Here is a 1,446-nt window from a genome sequence, read left to right as displayed (position 1 = left end):
GCGCGTCTGCGCACCAGTGGCCTGGACGCGAACAACAGGATGGCCTATCGGGAGATATACATCCACTCGAAGCTGATGCTCATCGACGATGTATTTGTAACGCTGGGCAGTGCCAATCTGAACCAGCGCAGCATGGCGGTGGACAGCGAGATCAACGTGGCCGCGACCGGGCACGAATGGGCGAGCGGGCTGCGGCAGCGGGTGTTTGAGTTGCATTCGGGGGGTAGTGTTTCCGGTAGTGGTGATCGGGCCAAAGTGCCGGATGTATTCGAGGACTGGGGAAAGCTCATGGCCAAAAATCATGACATTCAGATTGCGGGACGGGAGAGCCTGCAGGGTTTCCTGCTGCCGTTCGAAGACCACCGGGCCACCAGAACGATGCACGCCTCGGTCACGCTGCCGTCCTCCAGCAATACGGCGCTCGTATGAAAACGACCGGTTCGATCTTCGTTACCCGACTCGGCCACTTCCTGATTGCGGCCTTGTGCCTCCACGCCGCAGGCGTGCACGCGAGGCCCTTTACCTCACTGACGAACAGGCTGACCGCCACCATGTCCCATCTTCCGCGTTACGAGAAACTGCCGCTGTTCGACCCGCATCGCAGGAGCTTTACGTGCGTGTATCAGGACCAGCATGTGCCCGCCATCCACAGGCCGAGGCGTGGTTCCAGCAGGCGCTCACGCTCGACAGCCCGGACATCTATTACAAGGAGCGCGACTACCCGAAGATCTACCAGTTATATCTTCAGGCTGCCGAACGCAACCACTGGAAGGCGATGCTCAACCTCGCGTCGCTGATCATCAGTGGCTACCCGGGCGTGCCGGAGCAGGACCCGGAGATTGCCATCCGCTGGGTGGAGAAGGCGATGCAGCTGGGCGTGCCCGATGCGTACGACATGATGGGCACTTACCATCAGAACGGGATGATCAAGGGTGGCGATGCCACCAGCGCCTATGCGTTCTTCCAGCGCGCCGCGGATATGGGTAGCCCGTCGGCGATGACATACCTGGGGTACAAGATGGCCGGCACCTACGATAATCCGGGCGAAGGCTTCTGGGGCAATCTGGCTGTCGCGGTCCCGATGCTCGAATGCGCGTTTGCACAGGGATACGGGGACGCGGGCGAAAAGCTGAGTTTGATCTATGCTCGCCCGCACACCGCAGAGGCCAAGCTTCGTGCGCTCAAGGTTTTGCACGAAGGTGTGAAGCTTGGTAGCGCAAGATGTGCAAGCAGCATAGCTCCGGAATTTCGCGGACTTGATCTCAATAATGGCAGCAACCTCGTTGGCTACATCGACAAGGCTCGCGCCGACCGCTATAGCACGCTGGCTAGGGCCTTGGAACACTACGCTGGCCGCCTGAAGCTCCCGAATCTCGACAAGATACTGCCACTGCCACCCGCGCCACTGCCGAAGTGGGACGGCAACAAACAGACGCTGATCGACGC

2 protein-coding genes are annotated in these 1,446 nt (G+C 60.3%); both read left to right on the top strand.

The window, feature by feature from the left end; all coding sequences use genetic code 11:
* Window positions 1-429: phospholipase D-like domain-containing protein (locus F759_RS44755; protein WP_244439011.1), on the top strand; the 429-nt coding region annotated here is incomplete at its 5' end.
* A gap of 184 nt (window positions 430-613) precedes the next feature.
* Window positions 614-1,446, top strand: an 833-nt coding sequence (locus F759_RS39955) for a tetratricopeptide repeat protein (protein ID WP_244439010.1), incomplete at its 3' end; no start/stop codon positions are given.

The sequence above is a fragment of the Paraburkholderia dilworthii genome (genome assembly GCF_000472525.1).
Lineage (GTDB): Bacteria > Pseudomonadota > Gammaproteobacteria > Burkholderiales > Burkholderiaceae > Paraburkholderia > Paraburkholderia dilworthii.
This window is presented reverse-complemented; position numbering and strand designations above follow the sequence as displayed.